This window comes from Thermosulfuriphilus sp. (assembly GCF_054026695.1).
The window spans coordinates 1-24,559 of the sequence record NZ_JBPMLP010000024.1 but is presented as its reverse complement, the minus strand read 5'-3'; the positions used below and the strand labels follow the sequence as shown (position 1 = coordinate 24,559).

The 24,559-nt window shown below is 51.3% G+C and carries 22 protein-coding genes; 13 read left to right on the top strand and 9 right to left on the bottom strand.

Going from position 1 to position 24,559, the window contains the following annotated elements; genetic code table 11:
* Positions 1 to 1,487, bottom strand: a 1,487-nt coding sequence (locus ACXJJX_RS04230) for a GAF domain-containing protein (protein ID WP_456432449.1), incomplete at its 3' end; no start/stop codon positions are given.
* 124 nt (positions 1,488 to 1,611) lie between these two features.
* Between ACXJJX_RS04230 and ACXJJX_RS04225 the strand changes: the two genes are divergently transcribed.
* Together ACXJJX_RS04225 and larB are read left to right on the top strand one after the other, a co-directional pair.
* Positions 1,612 to 2,196: a DUF6657 family protein gene (locus ACXJJX_RS04225; RefSeq protein ID WP_456432447.1), complete on the top strand. Its 585-nt coding sequence runs from the start codon at positions 1,612 to 1,614 to the stop codon at positions 2,194 to 2,196.
* Between the two features lie 3 nt (positions 2,197 to 2,199).
* The gene (gene larB / locus ACXJJX_RS04220; RefSeq protein ID WP_456432445.1) at positions 2,200 to 2,943 is read left to right on the top strand and encodes a nickel pincer cofactor biosynthesis protein LarB; all 744 of its coding nucleotides are present in this window, start codon (positions 2,200 to 2,202) and stop codon (positions 2,941 to 2,943) included.
* Here the strand turns inward: larB and ACXJJX_RS04215 are convergent.
* The 5 genes from ACXJJX_RS04215 to ACXJJX_RS04195 form a co-directional block, all read right to left on the bottom strand.
* A complete protein-coding gene (locus tag ACXJJX_RS04215; RefSeq protein WP_456432443.1) occupies positions 2,940 to 3,161 on the bottom strand; it encodes a hypothetical protein in 222 nt (73 codons plus the stop codon). The genes larB and ACXJJX_RS04215 overlap by 4 nt on opposite strands.
* Before the next feature lie 76 nt (positions 3,162 to 3,237).
* A complete protein-coding gene (coaE, locus tag ACXJJX_RS04210; RefSeq protein ID WP_456432441.1) occupies positions 3,238 to 3,852 on the bottom strand; it encodes a dephospho-CoA kinase in 615 nt (204 codons plus the stop codon).
* Entirely contained in the window at positions 3,845 to 4,774 is a 930-nt protein-coding gene (locus ACXJJX_RS04205) for an RluA family pseudouridine synthase (RefSeq protein ID WP_456432439.1), read from the bottom strand. The genes coaE and ACXJJX_RS04205 overlap by 8 nt, the downstream gene beginning before the upstream one ends.
* The gene (locus tag ACXJJX_RS04200; protein WP_456432437.1) at positions 4,761 to 5,813 is read right to left on the bottom strand and encodes a PIN/TRAM domain-containing protein; all 1,053 of its coding nucleotides are present in this window, start codon (positions 5,811 to 5,813) and stop codon (positions 4,761 to 4,763) included. Before ACXJJX_RS04200 ends, ACXJJX_RS04205 begins: the two co-directional genes overlap by 14 nt.
* Positions 5,814 to 5,820: 7 nt before the next feature.
* Positions 5,821 to 6,333, bottom strand: a complete 513-nt coding sequence (locus tag ACXJJX_RS04195; RefSeq protein ID WP_456432451.1) for a CarD family transcriptional regulator — start codon at positions 6,331 to 6,333, stop codon at positions 5,821 to 5,823.
* Between the two features lie 127 nt (positions 6,334 to 6,460).
* On the opposite strand from ACXJJX_RS04195, the gene ACXJJX_RS04190 reads away from it, so the two are divergent.
* Positions 6,461 to 6,703, top strand: a complete 243-nt coding sequence (locus ACXJJX_RS04190; protein ID WP_456432435.1) for a hypothetical protein — start codon at positions 6,461 to 6,463, stop codon at positions 6,701 to 6,703.
* A 7-nt stretch (positions 6,704 to 6,710) separates the two neighbouring features.
* Positions 6,711 to 7,412, top strand: a complete 702-nt coding sequence (locus tag ACXJJX_RS04185; protein ID WP_456432433.1) for a YggS family pyridoxal phosphate-dependent enzyme — start codon at positions 6,711 to 6,713, stop codon at positions 7,410 to 7,412.
* Here the strand turns inward: ACXJJX_RS04185 and mazG are convergent.
* Positions 7,393 to 8,196, bottom strand: coding sequence for a nucleoside triphosphate pyrophosphohydrolase (mazG, locus tag ACXJJX_RS04180; RefSeq protein ID WP_456432431.1), 804 nt, complete (start codon positions 8,194 to 8,196; stop codon positions 7,393 to 7,395). The two genes, ACXJJX_RS04185 and mazG, sit on opposite strands and share 20 nt — an antisense overlap.
* A gap of 173 nt (positions 8,197 to 8,369) precedes the next feature.
* On the opposite strand from mazG, the gene mfd reads away from it, so the two are divergent.
* Genes mfd through ACXJJX_RS04155 form a run of 5 tightly spaced genes read left to right on the top strand, consistent with a single transcriptional unit; the run spans position 8,370 to position 14,933 of the window.
* A complete protein-coding gene (gene mfd, locus ACXJJX_RS04175) occupies positions 8,370 to 11,825 on the top strand; it encodes a transcription-repair coupling factor (RefSeq protein WP_456432429.1) in 3,456 nt (1,151 codons plus the stop codon).
* A gap of 2 nt (positions 11,826 to 11,827) precedes the next feature.
* Positions 11,828 to 12,811, top strand: coding sequence for a peptidylprolyl isomerase (locus ACXJJX_RS04170; protein ID WP_456432427.1), 984 nt, complete (start codon positions 11,828 to 11,830; stop codon positions 12,809 to 12,811).
* Positions 12,811 to 13,449 (top strand): helix-turn-helix domain-containing protein, encoded by a 639-nt coding sequence (locus ACXJJX_RS04165; RefSeq protein WP_456432425.1) that lies wholly within the window; start codon positions 12,811 to 12,813, stop codon positions 13,447 to 13,449. Before ACXJJX_RS04170 ends, ACXJJX_RS04165 begins: the two co-directional genes overlap by 1 nt.
* Complete coding sequence (recO, locus tag ACXJJX_RS04160; RefSeq protein WP_456432423.1) at positions 13,433 to 14,215, top strand: DNA repair protein RecO; 783 nt, start codon at positions 13,433 to 13,435, stop codon at positions 14,213 to 14,215. Before ACXJJX_RS04165 ends, recO begins: the two co-directional genes overlap by 17 nt.
* Positions 14,216 to 14,231: 16 nt before the next feature.
* A complete protein-coding gene (locus tag ACXJJX_RS04155) occupies positions 14,232 to 14,933 on the top strand; it encodes an LOG family protein (protein WP_456432421.1) in 702 nt (233 codons plus the stop codon).
* Here the strand turns inward: ACXJJX_RS04155 and ACXJJX_RS04150 are convergent.
* Entirely contained in the window at positions 14,930 to 16,447 is a 1,518-nt protein-coding gene (locus tag ACXJJX_RS04150; protein ID WP_456432419.1) for an Rne/Rng family ribonuclease, read from the bottom strand. The genes ACXJJX_RS04155 and ACXJJX_RS04150 overlap by 4 nt on opposite strands.
* A gap of 2 nt (positions 16,448 to 16,449) precedes the next feature.
* The gene (locus ACXJJX_RS04145; RefSeq protein WP_456432417.1) at positions 16,450 to 20,625 is read right to left on the bottom strand and encodes an acyl-CoA dehydratase activase; all 4,176 of its coding nucleotides are present in this window, start codon (positions 20,623 to 20,625) and stop codon (positions 16,450 to 16,452) included.
* Positions 20,626 to 20,752: 127 nt separating this feature from the next.
* On the opposite strand from ACXJJX_RS04145, the gene ACXJJX_RS04140 reads away from it, so the two are divergent.
* The 4 genes from ACXJJX_RS04140 to ACXJJX_RS04125 all read left to right on the top strand — a co-directional run bounded on the left by ACXJJX_RS04140 (position 20,753) and on the right by ACXJJX_RS04125 (position 24,528).
* On the top strand, positions 20,753 to 21,673 hold the full coding sequence (locus tag ACXJJX_RS04140) for a radical SAM protein (RefSeq protein WP_456432415.1): 921 nt from the start codon (positions 20,753 to 20,755) through the stop codon (positions 21,671 to 21,673).
* 42 nt (positions 21,674 to 21,715) lie between these two features.
* Complete coding sequence (locus ACXJJX_RS04135) at positions 21,716 to 22,996, top strand: HD-GYP domain-containing protein (protein ID WP_456432410.1); 1,281 nt, start codon at positions 21,716 to 21,718, stop codon at positions 22,994 to 22,996.
* Positions 22,997 to 23,002: 6 nt separating this feature from the next.
* Positions 23,003 to 23,770 carry a precorrin-4 C(11)-methyltransferase gene (cobM, locus tag ACXJJX_RS04130; RefSeq protein ID WP_456432403.1) on the top strand — a complete coding sequence of 256 codons (768 nt, stop codon included), beginning with the start codon at positions 23,003 to 23,005 and terminating at the stop codon, positions 23,768 to 23,770.
* A gap of 68 nt (positions 23,771 to 23,838) precedes the next feature.
* Positions 23,839 to 24,528, top strand: a complete 690-nt coding sequence (locus tag ACXJJX_RS04125; RefSeq protein ID WP_456432401.1) for a phosphoribosyltransferase — start codon at positions 23,839 to 23,841, stop codon at positions 24,526 to 24,528.
* Positions 24,529 to 24,559 lie beyond the last annotated feature (31 nt).

Here is a 24,559-nt window from a genome sequence, read left to right as displayed (position 1 = left end):
TCAGGTCTCTTAAAGACTACCTCCCCTTTGGCCGGAAGGCCTTGAATATTTCTCATAAAGAGTTTGAGGATAGCCTTTTTGCCCTTCTCGTCTACTAAATCATATACGGAGAGTCCTAAAAGCTTGTTGCGGCCCAGGAGACTGTGAAGATACTGGTTGGCAAAACTTAGGTGACCTGTAGAATCAAGGACCCAGAATCCCTCCTGAGCATTTTCAATAAGCTCTCGATAACGCCGCTCACTGCTTTCCAGACGATGGTAGAGAGAGGCATTTTGGAGAGCTACTGCCGTCTGGGTGGCAAAGAGCTTGAGGAATTCAGCATCTATTTTGGCCAACGGCGACCGGGATCTTTCCCGATCACCTACCACTACCGCTAAGGTCTTCCCCTCAACGGCCAGAGGGACAAGAATAAAGGCCTGGGGACGGAAATGACGCAGGAGGGGATTACTCCGATTAAGTGATTCCCTTTCTGGATCGTTGATGAGGATGGGCCGTCTTTCCCGAGCGGCCCGGGCAATGATATTATCCTTTTTGTTAAGTGGCACCCGATAGTAACGGAAACCCTGGATAACCTCCTTTTCCACCCCAATAGCGTGGACCAACTGAAGAGAAGCTTTGGACTCATCAACCATAAAGATCCCGGCCCGTTTAAGCCCTACGACCCTGGTCAACTCAGTGAGAATCCGATCTAGAAGCTTCTCCATATCTAAGGTGGAGAGGATGGTCGTGCCCGCTTTCTGGAGGGAAAGAAGTTGATCAATCTTGGCCTTTAGGGCCAGATTAAGCTGATGGACTTCGTCATATTTCTCTTTGAGGATCTCTTTGTCTCGTTCAAGCTCTGCGATACTTTCTTCAACCACCTTCCAGGGAGCAAAGACGCGATTAAAAATATCCTTAAAGAGGCTCCTTTTCTGCCAGGCCAAGTGGTACTCGCAACAGTCATCCCCCCGAAAAAAACACTTCGTCTCCGTAATGTTGGCCGGAGGCATTCCCCAGATAAGAGGGATAGCGCTATAGACCCCTTTGTTCATCAGGCAGAAGTCTACCGAAAGGGGAATATGTTTCGCCCAATGGAGCTGCATAATGGCCCGGTTCTTGCTGGTCTCGACCAATTTGATGACTTTGTTGCGGTTAAAGCGGTCATTTACGGCCTGGACTCTCTTAAGGGCGATAACTGGATCCCGGAGGGCAAAGAGGATGATTTTTTGGATATAACCCAGTTTCTGGCGTCTGACAGACTCAAAGCCGATCTTAAAGGCCACCAAATCATCGTTGGTAATTTTACGGGCGTTCTGGTACATCTTGATTAGAAGGGATGAAGAGACCCAGTTGTTAGGGTCAGAAAGAAAGGCCAGAGGATCAGGGATGCCTTCAATCTCCGGCCCTAGCCCCTCAAGGAGCTCGTGCAACCGATCAGGATGTTCTTCGCGGATGTAATCAATAATGGCTAAGGTATTGAGACAACTATTGTGTTTTTCGATAAACACCAGACCACCCGGAGAAAGGTTTATCTATTAGCATGGTTAACTAAAAGACCTCTGTCAAGTACTACTCCGTTGACGGGCAACCTGACAGAGGCTATCTTCCCTTCAGCCTGAAGGAGGTGGAAGCATGACCGAGATCAAAAGTGCCCTGGAAATAGCCCTTGAGAAGGCCGAAAGACTGGGGAAGGCCTCAAAAGAGGAGATCTCTCGTCTTGAGGCCTTAGAGCGGGGGCGTCGGCTGGCGGCCCGTTTCCTCAAAGAAAAGGACCTCTCCTTAGAAGAAGAGCTAAAGGGAATCCCCAACCAAGAACTCCACCACCTTCTCCAGGGATTAGAAGAAGTCTTTGTCCGGAATATAGTCCTTCCTCGAGATGAGGATGCCCTTCGGGAAAGCATTGAGCGAGCCCTGGAAGGGATAAAGATCCTTAAGGGCAGAGGCCCCCAGATCATCCGTATCCTCCAGGAGATCGAAAGACTCCTTCTGACCTATCTTCAGATGAAAAACGACCTCTACGACCGTTTCCGGCAACAGTTCCAGGCCAACATGGCTGGTCTGGAACAGGCCATGGCCCAACAATATGGCCTCGGCGGCCGGATTGAGCCAGAATCCCTACCCCAGTTCCATGAAGAATGGCAAAAGGTAGAAGGCGACTTAAGGGAACGCTTTGAACAACAGCTCAAGCAACTCAAGGCGGCCTTGCTGAGCCTATAGGCCATGGCCTTAGAAGAAAAGATTGGCCGTATCCTTGAGGCTGTAGCCAAGGGAGAGCTTTCACCAAGTGAGGCCTTAAAAAGTCTAAGGGGTCTCCCTTATCAAGACCTCGGCTTTGCCAAGATAGACCATCACCGCGAGCTGAGAAAGGGATTCCCAGAGGTGATCTATGGGGCCGGAAAGACGGCCGAACAGATCATCGAAATCGCCCAAGAAATCATCTCTCAAGGCTCTCCACTTCTTATTACCCGTCTTAACCCCCAAACAGCCCAAAAGGTCCTATTGGCTCTTCCAGAACTCAACTATTATCCATTGGCTAGGATCATCTCCTACGGAGAAAAAGAACCCACAAAGGGCCACATTGCTATAGTTACTGCCGGAACAGCCGATCTGCCCGTAGCGGAAGAAGCCCGGATCTGTGCCCAGGCCATGGGTAACCGGACTTCCCACCATTATGATGTCGGCGTAGCCGGCATCCACCGCCTCTTTGAACAGCTGCCCGAACTCTGTAAGGCTAAGGTGGTTATCGTGGTGGCGGGGATGGAAGGGGCCTTGGCCTCAGTAGTTGCCGGAATGATAAAGGCCCCGGTGATCGCCGTCCCTACTAGTACCGGCTACGGGGCCAGCCTGGGTGGACTAGCGGCCCTTTTAACCATGCTTAACTCCTGTGCTCCAGGAGTGGCCGTAGTTAATATCGACAATGGCTATGGAGCCGCCTGTGTTGCCAGTTTAATAAACCAGGGTTAGACGGCCTCCTGAAGTTTGGCCCCTTCCAGGCGACGACTGGCCTCCTCCAGCCCCATAATCCCCTTGGCTACTGCATAGGCAACGTAAGAATAAACCCGAGGATCATAGCCTTCTGGCCGGGGGAAAAGCCCCTTGGCCCGTAAACGAGCTAACTTTGCCCGACGTCGACGGCGACGCTCGATCTCCCTTTTGCGTTCGATCTTCTTATGCCTAGCCATCTCGTCCTCCTCGTTGACTAAAGAACTCAAAGCGAATTACAAGGCTTTCAAGCTATAAAAGGAAAGATTGAGAAAGTCAACTAGGGTCGTTCCTCTTACGGATCAGATCTCTTAAAAAGGCTACCACCTTCTGAACCTGGGCTTCTGTGGCCTCCAAAGATCCGGAATTATCAATGACCAAATCAGCCCGACGACATTTTTCTTCTGTGGACATCTGAAGCCTCAACCAGCCCCTGGCCTCTTCATTGGAGATAGCGTAACGCCGGCTGAGCCGCTCTATGAGAATCTCCTCTGGCACCCAGATGGCAACAGTAAGATCAAAAAGCTCCTCCCAAGAAGCCTCAAAGAGGAGGGGGACCTCTACAACAACAATGGTTCCCTTAGGGAGATGGGCAAAGACCCTAAGAAGCTTCTCTTTAACCAGGGGGTGAATAATGGCCTCTAGGGACTCCTTAAGGCGACGGTCCCGAGAAATAATCTCCCAGATAAGGCGACGGTTGAGCTCTCCTTCAGCGGTAAGGATATCCGGACCAAATAGGGCAACAATTTTTTCAAAAGCTGGCCGACCACAAGAAGTTATCTCTCGGACAAGCTGGTCACAAGAAAGGATCTTAAGCCCTTCCTTCTGAAAGAGCTCAAGGACCGTGGTCTTCCCCGAGGCCTGGGCTCCAGTGAGGCCGACTTTAAGCATCTAATTCTTCCTCCAGACAGGCCAGAAGCTGAGCCATATCTTGGGGAAGAGGAGCCTCAAAAGAAAGAAGTTTCTTTGTGCCGGGGTGGACAAAAGAGAGCCTGAAGGCGTGAAGCATCTGGCGTTTGGCCTTCGGCCCTACAGGCCGGCAGCCACCATAGAGAGGATCCCCCACAATAGGATGGCCAATAGCCGAAAGGTGAACCCTTATCTGGTGGGTTCTTCCAGTAAGGGGCCGGGCCTCAATAAGGGCCGCTTTTCGAAAGACCTTCAAGAGACGCCAGAGGGTCAGGGCCTGCCGACAGACCCGACACTGGATGGACATCTTCTTTCGATAAACGGGATGACGGCCAACAGGCAGATCAATCCGGCCCTCCCTCGCCTCCGGACACCCGTGGACAATGGCCAGATAGAGCTTCTGAACACGTGACTCCTTAAACTGCCTCCCTAGTAAGATGTGAGTGGTATCGTTCTTGGCAACCACCATCAGGCCTGAGGTATCTTTGTCAAGCCGATGGACTATACCTGGCCTAATCTCACCCCCGATCCCCGAAAGACCTTTTAGTCTCTTTAAAAGCCCATGGACCAAGGTGCCCTGCCAATGGCCGGCGGCGGGATGGACCACTACCCCAGCTGGCTTGTTGATAACTGCTAGGTCATCGTCTTCATAGAGTACTTCAAAAGGGACATCTTGCGGATGGAGTTCTGGGGGCTCTGGTGGAGGAAGATCTACTAAGATCTCCTCACCAGGACGCACCCGATGACTGGGCTTGGCCCTCTGACCATTAAGGCTAATGTGTCCTCTCTCCAGGGCCTTTTTTACCTGCGAGCGGGTAAGAGCTAACTTTTCGGCCAAGTAGGCATCAAGGCGTCGGCCGGCTTCGAACTCTTCGACCACAAGGCGCTTTTTAAGCTGAGGCAACCTCTTTTAAAGACTCCGCCTTAGGTTGAGCAAAGATAATCCTGCCCGCTGGTGTCTGGAGGACACTGGTGACTACGGTCTCTACCTCTTGCCCAATAAGCCGACGGCCATTCTCTACGACCACCATGGTGCCGTCTTCAAGATAGGCCACGCCCTGATTGGGCTCCTTGCCTTCTTTGAGGATTACAACCTTAAGGGCCTCACCAGGAATGAGAACCGGCTTTAGGGCATTGGCCAGCTCGTTGACGTTCATGACAGCCACTCCCTGGAGACGAGCTACCTTATTGAGATTAAAATCCGTAGTGATCAACTTGGCCTGAAAATCCTTGGCTAAGGCCACAAGTTTGGCATCGGTCTCCTGGATCTGGGGATAGTCTTGATCTACTATCCGAACCTCAACCAGATCACCTTCCTGAAGGCGCTCCAGAAGCTCAAGTCCCCGACGCCCCCGAGCCCGCTTGATCGGATCTGTAGAGTCTGCAATGTGCTGGAGCTCCTCAAGGACAAAACGGGGAATAATTAAAGGACCATCAATAAAGCCTGTGGCACAGATATCGTAGAGCCGACCATCTATAATAGCACTGGTATCAACTACCTTGGGGCATTCTCTTTTGGGAATATGACGGGAGAGATAAGAAATAGCATTAGCTACAGTAGATGAACCCGGAGCCGTCCAACCGACTTCTTCGATCTTCTTTTGCCCGAGAACCAGGCCCAGATAACCAAAAAAAACACTCAACATTACATAAAGTAAGGTTCCAACGATGCCGGAATTAAGCCCCTCAAAGACGAAACTAAGAAGCCTTGCCAAAACCAGCCCTACAAAAAGCCCCACCGTCCCGCCAATAATAAGCTTAAGGGGAACCCGCCGGACGAGACGTTCAATAAGGATGGCCAATCCGGCCACAGAACTACCCACCAAGGTCCCCAGCCAAGGCAACCAGACATGATCCTTGGCCTGAGGCATCTGTTGAAAGACAAAGTAGCCCGAGACGGAACAGATGAGAATTAAGAGAAAGCGGAGAATATTCTTGGCCAAATTCCTTTTAACCTCCCTCAGAGACGTTCTCAGGACAGGTATCGGCAAAAATGGCCTCTATCTCCCGTTCTACCTCATCCTCTTCAGTATTCTTGGCAATGGAAAGCTCCTTTACCAGGAGACTTTTGGCCGTATCGAGCATCTTCCTCTCTCCAAAAGAAAGGGGTTTGTCTGCCTTTAGAATATAAAGATCTCTCAACACCTGGGCCACCTCGAAAATACTTCCAGTCTTGATCTTTTCCATGTATTCCCGATAACGTCGGTTCCAAGTCTGAGTATTGATACTGACATCGCGCTGCCTCAGGACATCATAGACCCGGGCTACCTCCTCATCGGAGATAATCGTCCTCAGACCCACCCTATCGGCGCTGGCTTTGGGAATCATGATGGTCATGTTGGTGCTCAGGATACGCATAATGTAAAAGGTCTGTTCAACCCCGCCGACAACTTTTTGTTCTATAGATTCAATTACCCCTACTCCATGCGCAGGATAAACGGCTAAATCCCCCACATTAAACATGACCATATTCCTCCCAAATAAGGCACTAAATTGGGTAGATAATAACACGTTTTTTGCCCAAAGGAAACCTTGACCAGGCAGGAGGCCATCGGTATAAAACTACATCGCTTCTTAAACTAGGTGAACAGTGACCGAAGAAAAAGTCCATAATATGACCTTAGAGGTCCTGGTAAGCATTAGAGATGAGATCCGTCGTCTCCGCCAGGAGATCAAAGACCTTAAGAAGGAACTTCTCGAATTCAAGGACGATACCAATCACCGTTTTCAAGATGTAGGAGAAGAGCTAGACCTCATAGAGACCAGGTTGGAAAGATGTCTGGCCATCACTGATGAGTTAGAGACCCTTAAAAAGGCCATTAAGAGTCCTTAGACTCACTATGGACGAAATAGCCCGGCGTTTAGAGATCATCAAGGAAAGGATCGCCACCGCTGCCCTAAGAGTCGGACGTGATCCCCAAGAAATCAAGCTACTGGCTGCCAGCAAAACTGTCCCTCCGGAAAGAATCCGCCAAGCGGCCCTAGCAGGGATTCGTCTCTTTGGGGAAAACTACGTCCAAGAGGCCCAAAAAAAAATCTCTAAACTTAAAGATCTGAATCTCACCTGGCACCTTATTGGCCACCTTCAGAAGAACAAGGCCAAACAGGCCGTAAAGCTCTTTGACCTTATAGAGACTCTTGATTCTCTTCCTTTAGCCCACGAGCTCAACCGTCGGGCCCAAAGTCTTGGTCGGATAATCCCGGTCCTGGTAGAGGTAAACATAGGCGGAGAAGAAACGAAAGCCGGCCTTTTACCAAAGAAGGTCCTTGAGTTTTTATATGAAGTGGCAGAACTTAAAAATATCTCCGTCTGCGGACTGATGATCATTCCTCCTTTCAGATCCGACCCCGAAGAGGTCAGGCCCTTTTTTAGACGGCTAAAAGAACTTGCCGAAGAGATCAAAAGGGCCGCTATCCCTGGGATAGAAATTAAAGAGCTCTCTATGGGAATGAGCCACGATTTTGAGGTGGCCATAGAAGAAGGGGCAACCATTGTCCGCCTAGGAACGGCCATTTTTGGCCCTAGACCTCCTCGGCCTTGATCCTCTCCCAGACGGCATCCATCTCCTTCAAGGAAACCTGGCGTAGATCCTCTCCGCGGCTCCTGAAGATTTTTTCCATAAGAATAAAACGCCGCCTAAACCTCTCTACGGTCTCTCTTAAGGCCTCCTCAGGATTTATTCCCAGATGTCTTGAAAGATTGACCAAGGTAAAGAGCAGATCGCCCATTTCCGCAGAAATAAGGCCTTTGTCGCCCTGAGAAAAAGCCTCTTTTAGTTCTCCGAGTTCTTCCTCAACCTTACTCCAGAGATCCTCAGCCCTGGACCAATCAAAACCCACCCGGCTAGCCCGCTCTCCCAGGCGATAGGCTTTCTGGAGTGCCGGAAGACTCCGAGGCAAGTTACCCAGCACTGAAGCTTGCTTATTTTCATCTCTCCTGGCCTCGACCTCTTTTATCCGCTGCCAGTTCTCAATGACCTCCTGGGGATTTTGAAGCCTCTGATCTCCAAATACATGGGGATGACGTCTGATCATCTTAGAGGCTGTCTGCTCAAGCAGACCGGAGAGGGAGAAACGTCCTTCCTCCTCATACAAAAAGGCCACGAAAATGATCAAAAATAGCAAATCCCCCAGCTCTTCGGCTATATGGAAGGGGTTGTCCTCATCGATGGCCTCAACCGCCTCATAGGCCTCCTCAAGGAGATACTTCTTAAGGGAAGACGGGGTCTGCTGTCGATCCCATGGACATCCATCAGGGGCCCGCAAGCGGCGAACTATATCAACTAGGGATTCGAACTTTCCGCCAATTGATCCTGATGAACCCATAGAAGACCTCCCTCACCAAAAACTTTTAAGCCCCAAAGATATCCCAGAAGAGGCCTCTAGGCTAGTTTAAGGCCCCCTTGCTCCAGGACGGCAAAGAGGTAAATTCTAGCCTCAAAAATACCCTACCCCTTAAGATCCGGATCTTAAGGCAGGGGGAGTTTTGCGCTTTTTAAATGATGTGGGAAATAAAACGTCTTAATCCACTCAAGACTTGGTGGCATAAAGCCAAAGGGGAATTCGGCCTCCTTGGAACGCGGGGTACTTCAGCTTGGCTGATTTTGGCTTTGCTTGAATCTGACCTGAAGAGGCCAGTTCTGGTCGTCTTAGCTGACCAGGATGAGGCCCGGAAGGCGGCCAGGGATCTGGCCTTCTTTATGGAGGCCCCGGTGTTTTTCTTTCCCACCTACGACGCCCCTCCCTTTACCAGCCTACTTCCTGAGCCAGAGAGTGCTGCTGGCCGAGTGGCCACCCTTTATCAGCTTAAAAGGGGGCCTCGGGCCCCAATAGTAGTCGTCCCAGTGGCAGCCCTGCTCCGCCGAACCATCCCTTGGGAGACCCTTTCGCAGGCCATGGAGTATCTTCTTCCCCAGGAAGAGATCCCTCGAGAGCCCTTTCTTCGGAGGCTTATTGAAGGTGGCTATCAACAGGTAGGGCTAGTCCAGGGGAGAGGGGAGGTCAGTGTTCGCGGTGGAGTGATAGATCTCTTTCCTCCCCAATATCCGGAGCCGATCCGCCTTGACTTCTGGGGAGACATCCTGGAGTCCATCCGCCTCTTTGACCCGATCTCTCAACGCTCCCTAGAGTCTCTCGAAGAGGCGGTCATTCTGCCCGCTTCAGAACTTTTTGCCCCGGATGAGATCATCAAAGAGGCCGAGGCTAGGGTAGTCAGCCGGGGCGAGAAGTTCGGGGCCTCCAGCCAAAGGATCTATCAGCTCCTCGATAATCTTTCGGCCAAAAGGTTTCTCGAGACTCCGGAACATTACCTTCCCCTTCTTTATTCCAAGCCAGAGACTATCTTTGATTATCTAGCCCCTGAGACGGTCTTCATTCTCTATGATCCTCCAGCCATAGAACAGGCTTTAAAGGACGAGGCAGAAAGGATAAGGGCCTTTGCCCAAAGGGCCAAAGAAGATCTGTTGGTAGAGGCCTTCGAAAGTTTCGTTTGCCCCGAGGAATTTTGGCGGAAAGTCAAGGCCCGCCCAAGGCTTAAATTCTCATCCTTCAGACAAGAAGGAGACCAAGCCCTTGAGCTCGATATCAAAGATCTTTCCGATCTCACTCTAAAACTTAAGGCCCAGGCTAAAGGATCCCTAGAGATCCTGCGCCAGGAGATAGCCCACTGGATAGAAGACGGCGAGCGGGTCATCCTAGCCAGCCCTACCGAGAGGACAGCCGAAAGACTCAAGGGGCTCCTAGAGAGTGAAGCCCTCGGTGAGGTCAGCATTCCTATAGCTCCGGCCCCATTGAAGCTGAAGGCCAAGCCAGGGGTAGAGATTGTTGCTGGAGGGCTCAGCCGTGGATTTTATTGGCCAGAGTTGGCCTTGGTGATCATTTCCGAAGAGGAAATCCTGGGCATCAGACAGCGACCTTTGCCCCGAAGAAGTGCCCGCGAACGGCTTCTTGAGGAACTTAAACTCGAGGAACTTCACCCTGGAGATCTGGTTGTCCACCGAGATCATGGCATCGGTCGCTATGAAGGTCTTATCCAGCTAGATTTAAATGGAATACCGGGAGAGTTCCTTCTCATTTCCTACCGGGACGTAGACAAACTCTACCTTCCGGTTGACCGTCTCTCCTTGGTTCAGAAATACATCGGAGTTGAGGGGCACGAACCCCAACTTGACCGGCTTGGAGGCAAGACTTGGCAGGCTACCAAAAAGAAGGTGTCCCGGGCTATTGCCGAGGTAGCCCAGGAGCTCTTGGAGTTATATGCGGCCCGCAAAATCAAAAAAGGACATGCCTTTGCCCCTCCTTCAGCGGTCTTCAGGGAATTCGAAGCCTCTTTCCCCTATGAAGAGACCCCTGATCAAGCCGCGGCCATCGATGAAGTCCTCTCTGATATGCAAAGCGAACGGCCCATGGACCGACTCGTCTGTGGAGATGCGGGCTATGGCAAGACCGAGGTTGCTCTGAGAGCCACCATGTTAGCTGTCTCAGGTGGAAGACAGGTAGCGATCTTGGTGCCCACGACTCTGCTTGCCGAGCAACATTTTCGGACCTTCTCCAGCCGTCTTGGTCCCTTTGGTGTGCGGGTGGCAGGCCTGTCCAGACTAAAATCTCCCAAAGAACAGCGTAAGATATTGGCTGATCTTAAAGCCGGAGTCATCGACGTCATTATTGGCACCCATCGTCTACTCCAAGCCGATGTGGGCTTTAAGGATCTGGGTCTGATCATCATTGATGAAGAGCACCGCTTTGGCGTTCGTCATAAAGAACGCCTAAAGAAACTCAAAAGCACCGTGGACGTCCTCACCCTGACCGCCACCCCGATTCCTAGAACCCTTCAGCTATCCCTACTCGGTGTCAGGGATCTCTCGGTGATCAACACTCCCCCAGGGGGACGACTGCCGGTCAAGACCTACATCGCCAAGTTCGAGGAACCCATCGTCAGAGAGGCCATCCGGAGGGAGATCCGTCGGGGAGGGCAGGTATTTTTTGTCCACAACCGCATCAAAGGGATCCACTCCCTGGCAGATTATTTGCGGCGGCTTGTCCCGGAGGCCCGGATCGAGGTGGCCCATGGACAGATGCCCTCTGAAGAACTTGAGCGGATTATGATCCGCTTTTTGCGTCATGAAATCGACGTTTTGGTCTCGACAACCATTATCGAAAGTGGCCTTGATATTCCCAACGCCAATACCATCATTATCAATCGGGCCGATCGATTGGGATTAGCCGAGATCTACCAGCTTCGCGGTCGGGTAGGTAGATCTAGCGATCAAGCCTATTGTTACCTTCTTGTCCCCTCTTTAAACGATCTCTCAGAGGAGGCCCGAAAAAGGCTACGGGCCCTTATGGACTTCAGCGAACTAGGGGCCGGGTTCAAACTTGCCCTCTCAGATCTCCAGATCCGAGGGGCCGGGAACCTTTTGGGGACTTCCCAGTCGGGCCACATCGCAGCCGTAGGCTACGATCTTTACCTAGAAATCCTTCAAAGGACCGTCGAAGAACTTAAGGGTAAGGCTCCAGAGGAGGATTTTGAACCCGAAGTCAATTTCAGACTTCCAGCCTTCATTCCCCAAAACTACATCACCGAGGTGGAACAAAGACTTCTTATTTATCGCCGCCTAGCCCTTTGTCGCGATGAGAACAGAGTCTCAGAGCTAGAAGAAGAGCTTGAGGATCGCTACGGACCACTTCCTGAAGAGGTCAGAAATCTCTTCCGCCTTCAGCGCCTCAAGCTCCATCTGCGGCGTCTTAAGGTCAAAAGACTTGACCGCACCGACCATCAGGTGGTCTTATCCGTGGATCAGGAAACTAAGATCGATCCGGAGACAGTCCTTTATTTGGCCAAGAGGCGCAAAGGGGTCCGTTTGAGCCCGGAAGGCCGGCTCTTTGTCCGGCTCCCTGGCCGGGAACCATTCGAGGAAACCATCTCTATCTTGGAAGAACTTGAGCATAAAGGGTGAAAATGTTAGGGCTAAAAGAAATGCTGAATCAAAGGGCCATATTTCTCCTTCTAGAATGGTTGATCGTCTTTTCTCTACTTCCAAGTCCTGTCCGGGCTAAGGTAGTTGACCGGGTGGTGGCCGTAGTCAACGACCAGGTAATTACCCTATCGGAGGTGGATCAAGCGGCAGCTCCCTATTTTCAGAAATACCTTTCTGGTGTCACTGATCCCACCGAAAAAGAGGCCATCATCAACAAAATCCGTCATGAAGTCCTCCAGCAATTAATTGACGACGAGCTCACCAAAGAAGAGGCTAAACGCTTAGGGGTAGAAGTCTCCCCTGAGGAGATTGACTCCGCTCTGGAGAACATGGCCAAACAAAATGGCCTCACTCTTCAGGAGTTTCTGGATCGTCTGAAGGCCGAGGGCATTGACCTTGAAGAGTACCGCCAACGCCTAGCAGATCAGATAAGACGGATAAAGCTGGTCAATATTCAGGTAAAGGGACGAATCGTAGTCACCGATGAAGAGATTAAAGAATATTGGGAAAAACACTATTTAAGCCAAGGCAAACGTTATTATCTCCAGCAGATTGGTTTTATAGTCAAAGATCCTTCTGAGGAGAAAGCCAAGATGACCAAGGCCCAGGCGGCCCTGGAGGAACTTAAAAAAGGGATCCCCTTTGAAGAGGTGGCCAGAAAGTATTCCGAACTCCCTACGGCCAAAGACGGGGGGAACCTCGGTTATTTTGACCTTGAGGAACTCTCTCCAGAGATGCGTCAGATGGTTAAAAAGTTGAAGCCTGGGGCCTATTCCGGCATTGTTCGAGGAGATGGAATCATCCAGATAATCAAGGTCAAGGCCATCGATCAGGAGGTCAAGAGGCCTCTTGACTCTGTCAAGGGGGAGATCAGGCAGAGACTTTATCAAGAAAAGGTTGACCAACGTTTCAAACAATGGCTTAAAGAGCTACGAAGTCAATCCTATATAGAGGTCCTCCTCTGATGACCAAGGAAACATTTGGTGAATATCTCCGAAGAGAAAGAGAACTCAGGGGAATAAGCCTTGAGACCATCGCTGAGGAAACCAAAATTTCTGTCTCTATCCTGGCCGCAATAGAGGCCGAAGACTGGAAAAAACTGCCGGCCCAAGTCTTTGTGCGCGGTTTTATCCGCAATTATGCCCAGGTGATAGGCCTTGATCCCAATGAGGTCATCTTGCGGTATGAGACCATGGCTAACCCTCCTAAAGAAGAAGAGGAGGAGGACTATATTGTCCAGGTCTCAGGCAGTGGTGAGGAAGAACAGATCTCGCTGGGGGCAAAATCCAAAAAGTGGCTTTGGGTCCTGGCCTTGGTAGTCATTCTGGCTGTAGCTGTAGCCTTTGGCCTTAAGCTTTGGCAGAGCAAAAAGATGGAAGCCATTGTTCCGGAGGCTACCTCCTCTCAGATCCCCCAAGATTTTGAGACCGGCATGATCAACCAACCTCCCCCCGGCCTCGTAGACCCTCCTCAGGAGCTCTTAAACCTTCCAGAGATAGGACTTCCCCTGATCAAGGAACTCAACGTACCTGAATTTAAGGCGTGTAATCCGGAAGGTGTGACCGGAGTAAGTTGTCAGGTCTCTGATGCATCAGATCAGTAGGGCCCTGGTACTCAGTGGTGGAGACTTTGGCGAAAGCGACCGGATCATCACTCTCTTCACCCATCGTTTTGGTAAAATCACCGTTATCGCCAAAGGGGCAAAACGGAGCCAGAGACGTTTTGTAAATACCCTTGAGGCCCCGGGGCTAATCCGAGCCATCCTAAGGCGAGGGCGAGGGAGTCTCCCTCTGCTTGAGTCCGCCGATCTTCTGGATCCCTACCCCCACATTCGCCAAGACTATCGAGCCTATATCTTGGCCTCTGTCTGGCTGGATACAACGGAGAGACTCCTTAAGCCAGCTATGAGGGAGCCAGCCTTCTTTGAACTCCTAACTTTAACTTTAGCTGGTCTAAACCGAGGCCTAAACCCCTTGGGGCTTCACCTTTTTTTCCTCCTCAAAGGATTGTTTCTCGCCGGATTCGGACCAGATCTTTTTAGTTGCAGACGTTGCCGAGAAAATCTTGCTGGAGAAAAGGTCTATTTTTGCCCCGAAGAATCTGGGTTTATCTGTCGGTTTTGCCACTTTGGGGGCAATCTTCAACCGGTATCCCCTTCCCTTCTGATCCGTCTTCGTCACCTCGCCACCTCTTCCCTCTGGCAGGCAGAGATATTAAACTTGGAATTTCCCCAAGTACCCCAGGGGATAAGAATTCTGGAGAGGCTCCTTTTCGGTGTCCTCGGAGAACGACCAGCAGCCTTTAAAGTTTATCGCGAAATTTGCGGAGAAGAATTAATAGACAAAGGAGACAGGCTTCCCAAGCCTTAAAAGACAAGGAGTAGCCATGTCTGATGAAGATCGTCTCAACCAGTATGTTCTAAATGGTCTTCACGCCAGGGAGTGCTGGCGGCTTTTCCGGATTATTGCTGAATTTGTCGATGGATTTGAAATCTTGCCTCATTACTATCCGGCAGTGACCCTTTTTGGATCTACAAGGGTTGAACCAGGGCATCCCTATTATGAAAAGGCTCAGGAAGTGGCCAGGCTTCTGGTCAAGGAGGGCTTCTCAGTAATGACTGGTGGGGGCCCGGGGATTATGGAGGCTGCCAATAAGGGAGCCGCTGAGGCCGGGGGAAACAGTATTGGCCTCAATATCAAACTTCCCCTCGAACAAAAACCCAATCCCTATTCCAATATAAAACTGGAGTTTCGTTACTTTTTTGTCCGCAAGGTGATGATGGTCAAGTACGCCGTAGCCTTTGTTTGCTTCCCCGGGGGTTTTGGGACTATGGACGAGCTCTTTGAGGCTGTTACCTTGGTCCAGACCCATAAGATCCGGCCGGTACCAGTGGTAATCGTGGGCCGCGAATACTGGGCTGGACTTTTCGAATGGCTGCGCCAACGGGTCCTAGAGGAAGGAATGATCTCCTCGGAAGACATGGACATTGTTCAGCTTCTCGATGAGCCTGAAGATATTGTCCGCTTTATCAAAAACCGAGCTATTCTAAAAACTGACCACTATTTAAGGAGAGAGGTTTGGGGCTAAGAAGACCCTAAGGGTAAGGTCTCAATTTTTCCGTCCTCGGGGAGCATTTCCTCCGAAATGACTACCTCTATCCGTCCCTGGTATTCTTCTTCTAAACTCAGGAGTTCTCTTCTTTTGCGGTTGAGTAGATAAAAAGCCACCTCTGGAGGAACAACGAGTCTGAAGAGGGCCGGTCCTTCAGCGGCCATCTGGGCCCGCAGACGTCTGAGGTGCGAAAGGACCAGGGTCTCTACGGTGCGGATCATCCCCTCTCCTCGGCAATAAGGACATATTCGGTGGCTTCCCCAGGCAATAGGGGCCTTGAGCTTCTGACGAGCCAACTCCAGGACCCCAAACTTGGAGATCCTGGTCATGTCCACTTTAGCTCGATCTTTTTTAAGGCTCTCCCTTAAGCGCCGCTCCACCTCCTGTCGGTGCCGTGGGTCCCTCATGTCGATAAAATCAATGACTATTAACCCCCCTAGGTCCCTTAGGCGTAGCTGGCGGGCGATCTCGGCTGCAGCCTCAAGATTCGTTCGAAAAGAAACCTCCTCCAGGTTGTCACCCTGAACATTTTTACCGGAGTTGACATCAATGGCCACCAAGGCCTCCGTAGGCTCTATAATTAGGGTCCCCCCCGAAGGAAGCTCCACCTTGGGCTGATAGATACTTTCAATCTGCTCCTCGAGATTATAGAGGCTAAAGATGGGTCGCCTTTCCCGAAAAAGATGAACAACTTTGGTCTGCCGAGGAGAGATCACCTTAAGAAAATCCTTTATCTTCCGGTAGGCCTCCTTGGAGTCCACCAGGATCTCGGATACCTCGCCGGTGAGGTGATCCCTTAGAAAGCGAATGATGACGTCTTGATCTTTATAAAGAATGGCCGGAGGCTCAATACTTGAGGCCTGACGTTTGATCTCTCGCCACAGGCGCAAGAGATAGCGAAGATCCTTATGGATCTCTCTCTTGGGAACTCCGGCACTAGCCGTCCGAACAACCACCCCGATGCCCTCAGGCAGTTTAAAGGAGGCAATTATATCCTTTAGCCTCTTTCTTTCGGCCTCGTCTTCTATTTTGCGGGAGATTCCAGTCGAGGGATTGCCGGGCATAAGTACGGTATATCGTCCCGGGATGGCTAAATAGGTGGTCACATTAGCCCCTTTGGTCGGAGTCTCCTCCTTGACGATCTGGACCAAAACCTCTTGGCCCAGCTCCAGGAATTCTGGCAAGCGGCTGCGGCCGTCCTTTCTGACCTTAGCATAACCGTAGTATTCTGGATGAATTTCCTCAAAGGAGAGGTAGGCATTCCGCTGGCTGCCGATGTCTACAAAGACGGCCTGAAGGCTGGGTTCGATGTTAACAATACGCCCTTTATAAATATTGCCCCGGGTATGCTCCCGAACAACCGTTTCCAGATCAAAGGCCTCCAGCCGACCTTCTTCTACCAAGGCCACCCGAATCTCTTCTGGCTGATCGGCATTTATAAGGATGACCTTCTTGGATTGGGCCCGCCGGCCTTCTCTGACCCTGACCATAACTACGCTGCCGCTCGCAGACGCCTCTCGCGGAACTGATTGACCTGATAGATAAATGCTTCCAGACGGGTAATGGTGGTTGTTTCTCTCTGGCCATCATAGGCCAAGGTCAAACAGGGGATGTTTTGGTGATCTTCTTTGAGGCGTTTAAGAAGGGCCGCTGCAATGGCCCCGGGCATACAAGTAAAGGGGATTACGTTGACGATTCCGTGGACTCCTCGAAGGATGTAATCCAGCGATTTGCCAACAGACAGGATGGCCTCCCCCTCGAATTCCGGGCTTACATAAGGGCTGGCCCATTCTACCAGCTCTGAGGCATCTGGCTCAGGTACAGAACGCACCAACCCCTCAACCACCCGCTCGAATCTCTTTTCGTCACTTATCTGGACCTTGTGTTCAATGAGAAGTTTGGCGTAATGACGCCACTGATTGTGTCTTCTGGCCCGACGTTTGGCCGTAAAATTGACATAAAGGATCCACTCCGAGATCGTCGGAGTCCAGACCTCAGCACCCAAGGCCTCCAAGGTCCGAATGATGTTTTCATTGGCAAAATCATTGGCCCGGGTGTATATCTCGCCAACAATGCCTACAACAGGACGCTTGCCTCGGTCTTTGACCGGGATGTGCTCAAAGGCCTCCCTGGCCTCCATAAGCACAGTCACCAGATCCTCCCGCCGCTCCAAGGCCTGACAGATCCTCTCAAGATAGTGCTGATAGCACTGATCAGTCATCCCGGGTACGGTCTCATAGGGACGGATCTCCCGACGCATTTTATCGAGGACATCTACCGCCACTACTCCCTGCCAGGCCAAGCGGGTAAAATCCTTGCCCACCATGCCCATTTCCTCATAAAGAGTGTAGCTCTGATTAGGCGAATAAATAGGTACAGAAGAAAATCCTAACTCATCAAGTACAGCCCGGTGAAGTCGATTATACTGGCCGAAACGGCAGGGACCAGTCCCTGAAGGCATAAAGAAGGCTGCTCGATTAGGATCAAAATCACGCTGGCGAGTCATCTTGATCATGTCTCCGGTAGTCAGAACCGCTGGATAACATTCCTTGCCTGAGGTGTACTGCCGCCCTAACTGAACAGCCTCTTCATCGGAGATGGGCAACACCTGAGCCTCAAGCCCGCAAGCCCTGAAGGCCGCCGCCAGGGAGTGGGAATGATCACACATGTAGGGAATGTAAAGAATGCGACCATCACTCGGTCGTGGCTGAGGCCGCGGGCGCTTTTCCTGGCGCCGTCCAAACCTTGTCTGGCCGATGCTGTCCAGAAAGGCCTCTATCCTGGTGAGGGCCCCGGCATCGGCAGAATGCTCGTCTATCTCCAGTTCTAGGAAAGGCTTGTCGCCCAGGTGATCCTTAAAGAAATGAAGGATGAAGGAATCCGGACCACAAGCAAAGTTGGTGATAAAGACGGGGAAAAGAGCCGGGTGTTGCCGGCAGAACACCGCAGCCGAAAGGATCTTCTGGCCGTAGCGCCAATAAACTTCGGCAATTTCCTCTAGGTCCTGATCAATCTCATCAAGGGGTAGAAAGTCCATCGGAATGGCCTTTATCCCCAAATCGCGTAGTTTCTTGTGGACATAAAGGTTTGAACCTGGATCAAGGGCATTGTAAGGCCGGCCGACAATAACGACTGCCTTCTCCGATGGCTTAAGTCCAGCCAGGATCTCTTGCCCCCTTTCCTTAAGGCGTCTCCAAAAGTCTCTCTGGGCCTCCCAGGCCTTCCGAACGACTTTTTCCATTCGGGCCGGTCTTACCTTGAGCATCTTGGCAAATTGCTTGAAATCTCCCGCCAGGGTCTTTTCGTCGCCGAAATGAAAGACCGGCTGGATGGCCCGAGCCCCATAGGCCGCAAAGTCTATGGCCGCATGGATCGTCCAGGCCAGACTTTGACAATAAGGACAAACATGACCAGAGGGGAGTCTGGGATGACCGGAGGGAAGATCTGCAATCTGAGGGAGAAAGATGTTTTTAACTCCCTGCTCCAGAAGCTCCAAAACATGACCATGGGCAACCTTAATAGGAAAACAGGTCTCGTTGACCATGGCCTCAATGCCCCGGGAGACCAAGCGTTTGGTAGTGGGTCCGGAGACCACCACCCGATAACCAAGCTCCTGAAAGAGGGTAGCAAAAAAGGGCAACCATTCCAGGAAGAAAAGAGTCCGAGGAATACCAACGATCTCCCCGGATATGTCTTCTTTGAGGTAAGAAAGAAGAAGGGCCTCCCGTTCACTGACCAGATCAGGAAGTTCCTGGCCCTCCCGGTGGCGTTTGACTTCATATTTTTCGCAGCGGCCACCATAGAAAAGAGGAGGCCGGCCCTCAATAGAGACCTTTCTGATCTCGCAACAGTTAGGACATCCCTGACACTCAAAGGAAGAGATCTGGTAGGAGACCTGCGAGAGATCAAAGCCCCGAAATCGACTCTTCTCCCAGGTCCGCTCTCTCATGGCCAAAATGGCCGCCCCAATGGCCCCGGTGACCTCATTGTGAGGAGGCACCACTACTTCTTGACCAAGGACGGCCTCAAAGGCAGCCACCACTCCGGGATTAAGAGCCGTAGCCCCCTGATAAAAGACCTTTTTGCCTATGGGCCTCTTTTCAACCACTTTGGTAAGATAATTATAGACAATGGCATAACACAGCCCCGCACAAAGATCCTCTTTAGGGATTCCCCGTTGCTGATAGTGGACCAAGTCACTCTGCATAAAGACCGTACACCTTTCTCCCATCTTTACCGGGGCCTCGCTTTTTAAGGCCAGACGTCCAAAATCTTCAATGGAGATCCCTAGACGAACAGCCTGCTCCTCCAGGAAGGATCCAGTTCCGGCAGCGCAAGCCTTATTCATGGTAAAGTCAACGATTGTCCCCCTTTCAAGACGAATGAACTTGGAGTCTTGGCCTCCAATCTCGATAATGGTATCCACTTGAGGATCTATAGCTGCTGCCGCCGTAGCTTGAGCAGTGATCTCATTCCGGATGACATCAGCCCCTACAAAATCTCCGGTAAGATAGCGCCCTGATCCCGTAGTGCCCACACCACAAATCTCCACCCCTGGAGGCAGATCCTCAGAGATGGCCGCCAGCCCCTCTTTGATGGCCTCCAGGGGACGACCGGAAGAATAGAGATATTTTTTGGCTAAAAGGCGCATATTCTTATCAATTACTACTAATTTGGTAGAAACCGAGCCCACATCAATCCCCAAATAGGCCTCAATGCGTTTGGAGTTTGAAACTCCAGCAGAGGGAGGGGAATAAGAAAGACGTCCTGATTTAGGCGGCCTTAAGGCTGGGAATCTTTTGGTCTTTTCCTTAAGGCCTGAGAGATAATCTTTAAGGGTCTGAGGCCCAGGATAGGCCGTGGCCCAGTTGGCTTCCTCAAGGGCGTGTAAGGCCGCCCCCATGGCCCCCATGGTAGCGAAATGTTCAGGAATGATGAGCTCGCCGTCTTTGAGACCAAATATCTCTACAAAGGCCCTTCTGACCCCATGGTTGGCGGCTACCCCTCCCTGGAAAACCAGAGGGGGTCTGATACGACGCCCCTTAGCAATATTGCTTTTAAGATTGCGGACAATAGCAAAACACAGCCCGGCGATAATCTCGTAATCTGGAACAGCTGCCTGTTGGAGGTGAATCATGTCTGACTTGGCAAAGACTGTGCAACGTCCAGCAATGCGCGGAATAGTCTTGGCCTTTAAGGCTAGTCGGCTGAATTCTTCAATGGAGTAACCTAGACGGGCGGCCTGCTGATCTAAAAAAGCCCCTGTGCCTGCCGCACACATGGTATTTAAAGCAAAGTCTTCAATATAGAAGCGTCCGTCGGGGCCGTGGCCAACAAAGATGAGCTTAGAATCCTCCCCACCAATATCGACAATTGTTCGGGCCTCAGGATGAAAAAATTCCACCCCTTTGGTGTGGCAGATGACCTCGTTTATGAAGTTGACCCCCAAAAGGCGGGCCAGGAATTTGCCGGCAGTTCCGGTACAGGTAAGGGTATAAGTCTGTTCTCCTAGGGTCTCTTCCATCTCTTTTAACATGGCGTAGGCGGTCTGGATGGGCTGACCATGGGTGCGGCGATAGTCCTCAAAGAGGATCTGGGCCTGATCATCAAGGACAATGATCTTCGCCCCCCCAGAGCCGACATCAAGACCGATGTGAAGATTCCCCATATTCTCCTCCTGCAGAGATCCAGATTAGTAAGATTCTTTAACCTAAAAGCCAAGGCAGGGAAAGGTTTTAGAGGGCAGGAGCTTTCTTCTCCTTGACCGGTGGCTCCTCCGGAGTATCATTTTTTTAATGAGTTATGTCTTTGGGCCAGTAAAATCAAGGCGTCTAGGGCTCTCTTTGGGGCTTGATCTGGTTCCTTCCAAGGTTTGCTCCTTTGATTGCCTCTACTGTGAGGTGGGCCGGACCAGTACGCTTACCTGCAAAAGATCCCCTTATATCTCCAAAGAAGACATCCTCAAGGAACTAAAAGAGGCCCTTAAAGACCTAGGTGACTATGATGTCATCACCTTTACCGGCTCTGGTGAGCCAACCCTTAATACCGAGTTAGGAGAACTGGTAGAAGAGGTTAAAAAGCTCTCCGATCGGCCCCTTTGTCTGCTAACCAACAGCTCCCTTTTCACTTACCCCCAAGTAAGGGATTCCGTAGCCGGCTTTGACATCCTGCTTCCCAGCCTTGATGCAGCTACCGAGGCATCCTTTCGGGCCATAAATCGGCCGGCACCGGGCCTCAAGGTCAAAGAGATTATCGAGGGATTGATAGAACTGCGTAGGGAGTTCTCCGGAGAGATCTGGCTTGAGGTTCTTCTTGTCTCTGGAATTAATGACTCTCCTGAAGAGTTGGAATCTCTGGCAGGGGCTGCTTCAGCCATCTCTCCGGAGAGGATCCAGATCAACACCGTTGCCCGCCCCCCGGCTGAATCCTGGATCAGACCGGTAGCCTACTCCGTCCTTGAAGAAGCCTGCCGGATATTTGGCCCCAAGGCTGAAATAATCGTTGCCCGCGAGCGAGTAGCTCGGGCCCGGGCCCACATTCCCCCAGAGGAAGCGGTATTGGAGTTTCTGCGACGTCGCCCTGCAGACATCGAAGAACTGGCTGCAGCCTTAGGCTATCCCCTGCCCCAGGTAAGGGCCCTCGTTGAAGACCTCACTGGTGCCGGTCGTCTGCGTCCCTGCCCCTTCTCTGGCCGCCTCTTCTACTGCCTTCCTTAAGACCTAAAGCCCAAGCCCTTGCAGACCGATAAAACATTCAGGATGAAAGAGGCTACTATTCCCTTAAAAAATATCATTCTCTCCTTGGCAGATGCCTTGGACTGCGCCCATCCATCGCTGGTAGATCACCAGCTTCGGGTGGCCTATGCCTCAGTGTGTATAGGAAAGGCCCTAGGTTTTGGCACTACGGCTCTAGAGAGTCTCCTTTATGCGGCCAGTCTCCATGATATCGGGCTCTTCACCCTGCGAGAAAAGCTCGAAGGCCTTACTGTAGAGGATGAGGCCGAGGGGACCTATCATCATATGGAGCTTGGCTACTTAGTCCTTAGGGAATTTAGCCCCTTTTGCCGAGCGGCCGAGCTCATCCGTTATCATCATGTTGATTGGGCCTACGGCGAGGCCAAAGGAGTTGATGGAGAGCCTATACCTTTGGGGGCCAATATTATCCGTCTAGCCGATCGTCTGGAGACGATGATCTGGCGCAACCGACCAATTCTCCTTCAATCCCCTAACCTGAGGAAGGCTATAGGCTCCAAAATCGGGGAAAAGTTTGCCCCTGAGGCTGTGGAAGCCTTTTTAGAGATCTCCTCAAAGGAGAGCTTCTGGCTCGATTTAACCTCTTCACGGATCTACTCACTAATAATGCAAAGCTTTCCCGACGCAGGGACAAGTATCGGATTTGAACACCTTGATCAACTAACAGCTATTTTCTCTCTGATTATCGACCTCAGAAGCCCCTTTACGGCTACCCATTCAGCCGGGGTGGCGGCTGTAGCCGAAAGGCTGGCCAAGTTTTTCGGCTTCTCCCCCTTTGAAACCCGCCTCATGCGGATTGCCGGCTACTTACATGATCTGGGCAAACTGGCTGTCTCTGAAGAGATCCTCAACAAGCCTGGGCCCCTCAATGCTGAAGAGGTAAGCATTATGAGGGGACACACTTATTTTACCTACCATATCCTGGAGACCATCCCCCACCTGGAGACCGTCAACCAGTGGGCCGCCCTCCATCACGAACGACTTGACGGCCGGGGTTATCCATTCCGTTTAAACGATAATAATCTTTCTCTGGGTTCAAGGATTATGGCTGTGGCCGACGTCTTTGTGGCCTTAAGCGAAGATCGCCCTTACCGGAAGAGTATGGAGGGGAAGAAGGTCATCGGTATCCTTAAGGACATGGCTGGAAGCGCTCTTGATCCCCAGGTAGTCTCTGTGGCCATAGAAAATTTCGAGGAGATCAACGAGATTCGTCGCCAGGCCCAAGAGGAACGGCGACTCTCCTATGATCGTATCCGCCTTGATGTCGAACAAAGGAAGGCTGCCTGAAGATCCTTGCCTTTTTCCGAACCACCAGCTAGTTATCTTCCTATGAAACCCATCCTTTTTGTTGGAGCTGGTCCAGGAGACCCGGAGCTCCTCACCATAAAAGGCAAAAAGGCCCTAGAAAACGCTGACCTTATTATCTATACAGGATCTCTGGTGCCGGACGAGCTCCTTGAAGGTCTCCCTGGGGAAAAGATCAGTTCAGAAGGCAAAAGTCTTGAGGAGATTAGTTCTTTGATGATTGATGCCGCCAGAGAAGGCAGGCGTGTCGTCCGGCTCCATACAGGTGATCCTTCTATATATGGAGCCATCTTTGAACAGATGGCCGCCCTGGAGACCGCTGGCATCCCCTATGAGATAATTCCTGGCGTCTCTTCAGCCATGGCGGCTGCAGCAACCTTGAAAAAGGAACTCACGGCTCCTGGGCTTTCCCAGACGGTTATATTCTGCCGTCGAGGCGGGCGAACACCTGTACCCGAGGCCGAGTCTCTCTCCTCACTGGCCCGACACCAAGCCACCATGGTTATCTTCCTCTCTGCAGCAATGATAGAAGAGGTGGTAGATGATCTTCTGGTTGCTTATCCACCTAAGACACCAGTGGCCGTGGTTTACAAGGCCTCTCAACCAGAAGAGAAAATTATTCAGGGTTGCCTTGAAGACATCGTCATTAAAACCAAAGAAGCGGGGATAAAAAAGACAGCCCTTATCATCGTTGGCCAAGTCCTCAACCCACCTCTTTTAAGACGCTCTTATCTCTACAGCTCCAAGAGTTCTTAAGCCTCAAAATATTCTGGGTTCTTTTTTGACAAATTGGTCTCTAATCCCCTATTTAAAAAAGGGGGAACATGGCTCTTGTCTTTGAGGATAAGAGGTTAAGGAATCAAAGGGGTGTCTTTTCAGACCGTCAAGAGGCCGGGAAGAAATTGGCCCAGATGCTCTCCCCCCTCAAGGGCTCCCCGAAGACCTTGATTTTGGCCATCCCGGCAGGGGGAGTCCCTGTAGGGCTAACGATAGCCCAGAGTTTGGCCCTGCCTTTTGAACTTCTTATAGTCCGCAAACTCCCTGTTCCAGAAAACCCTGAGGCTGGCTTTGGGGCGGTAACTATTGAAGGAGATTTATTCCTCAACGAGGCCTTGGTAACCAGATTGAAGCTCAGCCCTGAGATGATTCAAAAAATAGCCCAAGATGTCCAGAAAGAACTCAGACAACGGAATGTTCTTTTTCGTAAGGGCCGCCCCTTGCCCGATCTCTCTGGCCAAACGGTCATCTTGGTTGATGACGGTCTGGCTTCTGGCCTGACCATGTTGGCCGCAGCCAGCTTGGTTAGGCGTAAAGGGGCCCAGAAGGTTATTGTGGCTATCCCTACAGCCCCACCCCAGAGTATAGAACGACTCAAAGCCTTGGTGGATGAGATCTACTGTCCTAACATCCGAGAAGGGCCTTTTTTCGCAGTAGCTGAGGCCTATAGGAGTTGGCATGATCTAGGCCATCAGGAGGTCCTCAGCCTCCTGATGAGAACGTCTTCTGAGATATGAGGATCCGACACCTCTGGTTCATAGGTGAAAG